Origin of the sequence: Candidatus Roseilinea sp. NK_OTU-006, from assembly GCF_012931985.1 — a bacterium.
In the GTDB taxonomy this organism is placed as follows: domain Bacteria; phylum Chloroflexota; class Anaerolineae; order J036; family Brachytrichaceae; genus JAAFGM01.
In genome coordinates, this window is sequence record NZ_JAAFGM010000078.1 from 1 (window position 1) to 3,105 (window position 3,105).

Annotated in this window: 1 protein-coding gene; it reads left to right on the forward strand. The window is 64.2% G+C overall.

Annotated features, from left to right (window positions below; translation table 11 throughout):
- Window positions 1-232: 232 nt before the first annotated feature.
- The coding region (locus GXH28_RS15445; RefSeq protein WP_169239910.1) for an FG-GAP repeat domain-containing protein at window positions 233-3,105 on the forward strand (2,873 nt) is incomplete at its 3' end.

Below are 3,105 nucleotides of genomic sequence, written 5' to 3' on the forward strand. Positions count from 1 at the left end.
TGGGCACTATCGGGCGGGGGAGATTGCAGCCTGGGCAACGGCGACGTTCGGGCGAGGGTGAGGCGCGCTGGGCCTGGGCGTTACGTTATTTTGTCCTATTTGTGACCTTGCGCTGCGACGCCTGAAGGCATTAGAATTGTCGCGTGATGGCTGCTTGGGCGGGCCATCGCTCAAAGAAGTGCAGTGGTTGCGCTGCTGAAAGAGGCTAGATATGCCGAAGGAGGTAAAAGCAATGCAAACGCGACGACGATTGGGTTTAGTGTTGGCCAGCGGGGTGTTGCTGGCTAGCGTATGGGGCGCGATGCCGGCCCGGCCGGCCCAGGCTGCCCCGATCCCCCCGGCCGGGAGCTGGCCGTTCTTCCGCTACGACATGCAGCGCACCAACCGCGTGCCGCCGGCTGTGGCGAGCGCGAACATCAGCCAGCCGGCGATCAAGTGGTCGTATCCCGTAGGCGGCGCGCCGGGGGCCTGGGTGGAGGATATCACCGGCCCGGGCGGCCTGCCCGACGGCCAGCCGGAGGTGATCGTTGCGGCCGGCGGGCGCGTGCGCGCCTTCGATCCCCGCACCGCCCAACTGCTATGGATGAGCGATTTGCTCCCGGGCTTGAATTCCATTCTATTTGCCGGCGATGTGGATGCAGACGGCGACACCGAAGTGCTGGCCTGGGCAACCCAGGCCGCCCACTGGCGGATATATGCCCTGTCCGGCGCCGGCGGTCAAACCCTATCCGTGATCCAGGAACCACCCAGTGATGCTTATCTGCCCCTTGTTGCAGATATGAACGGCGACGGCAAGATGGAGGTGTTCGAATCGGGCTATGGTGCTGGTTTCACGCCTAGCGTCTTCACGTATGCGGCCGGCGCGACCTCCCCACAACTGGCGGCGACGCTGAGCTTTGGAGGATGGTCAGCGCGCAGGCCGGCCGTGGGCGATGTCAACGGCGACGGCCAGCGCGAGGCAGTGTATGCCCGTGAGGGCGGCAAGGCGCTGTTCGTGGTGAACACCGGCTGGACCTCCACGACGCAGCCGATCGCCATCGCGGAGGGCATTTATCCCACCACCCTTCTGGCCGACGTGCTGCCGGCCTCCCCTGGCGCCGAGATTGTGTCGCAGTGGGCACATCATTATTATTCAGATAGCGTCCTCCTGGCGTTGCACCAAGTCGGTCCGGCGCCTGGGTATGTCATCACCCCGGTGTGGGTGCTGACGCGCACCAATGTGGACAGTTTTGCCTCAGAGGCGGTGGTGGCCGACCTGGACGGCGGCGTGCGTGAGCTGGTCTGGTCGTATTATGACACCAGCTCAGCTCAGTGGAAGACTCAAATCATCAACGGCGCGACCGGCGCGGTGTCGCAGACGCTCACCGGCCGGGCCTTGTGCCGTTGGAGCCAGATAATGTTTTCAAGTTGGGTGGGCTATTTTTATGCTGTTGCAAATGTGGACGGGGATGGATATGACGAGCTGTTGCTGTGCGACCGCCCGGGGAAGGATATCGCAGCGGCCGCCGTGGTGCGGGCGTACGACTGGAGCGCAGGCAGCCTGAGCTTAAAGTGGAGCACGCCTGTCCCTGTAGTTTTGGCCGGGCAGGCATTATCCACCCCGCCGGATCGAACAATGCGTCAGCCGCGCTTCACGGCCGACTTTGACGGCAACGGGGTGCCTGATGTGCTGATGGAAGAATACGGGGAAATTGTGGCGCGGCGGGGCGACACCGGCGCCGAAGTGCGCCGCTTCACACCGCCGCCAAACACCGGCTGCAGCGTGGCCTATGTGGGAGGGGTGGGCAGCGCCGGGGCAGCCGAGCTGTTGCTGAGCTGCAACGATGGCTATGCCTATTACCTGGACGGCGCCTTTCAGGTGCAGCGCAGGATGTATGCAGCCAGCGGCGTGGTGCGGCCCTATGTGGTGGACACCAACGGGGATACCAAGAACGAGGTGGTGCTGGTGACGGCGCAGGGGCTGTTGCAAAACCTCGACCCCTACACCGCCACCCAGGCCGCCGCGCCCAAGGTGAACTGGTCGAGGGGCGGCAATGTGATCCGTTACTGGCATCCGCTCAACGTGGACGGCGCCGGCCTGTGGGAGTATCCACTGGTGGACGCGAGCGCGGCGCCGACCTACACGCTGGTCTTGCTGAGCAAAGACCCGATTGGGGGGGCGGAGACGGCGCTGGCCAGTGGGACGTTCCCAAACGCCCCTGACTTTCCGTCGTTGCAGGCAGTGGGCGACTTCTCCAACGACGCCGGCCTGGAGCTTTTTGTTTCGCTGGGATTGTATCCTGATCGCCCCACTGTGATGCTGCGCCGCGTCGGGGCGACGCTCAGCCCGCTGTGGGGCGTAAGCGTAACGCTGCAAGCCAATGCCACCAACCCAGGAGCGGTGGGAGATGCAGATGGCGACAGCCTGGATGACATTGCCTGGGGCGCAAACGGCTTCAGCAGCGCCATCGTCAAGGGCAATACCGGCGGGCTGATCGCCAGCAGCAGCATGAACTGGGTGCATCAGCCCATGCTGGGGGATGTGGACGGCGACGCAACGATCGAGGCGATCTACGCAGCAAGCAATGATGGCTTCTTCCGCGTGGCCGAATACACCCCGGCCTTTCCCATAGCCTTCACTCGCCAGATATTAGGTTCACACGGTGTCACTGCGCTGGCCGACGCCAGCCTGAGCGAAGGGGGGTTGGAGATCCTGTACCGCGTCGGCGGGGTGCTGGGAGCCATGTCGGGCGTGACCGGCAACGACATTTACACCCGCGCGCTGGGGATGGCGTTTAACACCGGCACGTGCCAGACCGACATCAACATCCCGGTGTCCTACCTCGGCACGCAGCTTGCCACGTTGGAGGCGTTGTGCCCTGGAGCGGGTCGCTTTGGCACGATCCACGACCTGGCCGTGGCGGACGTGGACGGCGACGGCAAGGACGAAATCCTGGCCGCTTCAGAGAACGGCTACCTGTATGCGCTGAACGCCGAGAACGGCTCGCTGCGCTGGGCGTACAACTTCTACTATCCGGTGGACCGGGTGATCGCCGCCAACGTGGACACCGATCCGCAACTCGAGGTGCTGGTGAGCGTGGCGGACGGCTTTTTGTATGCGCTGGA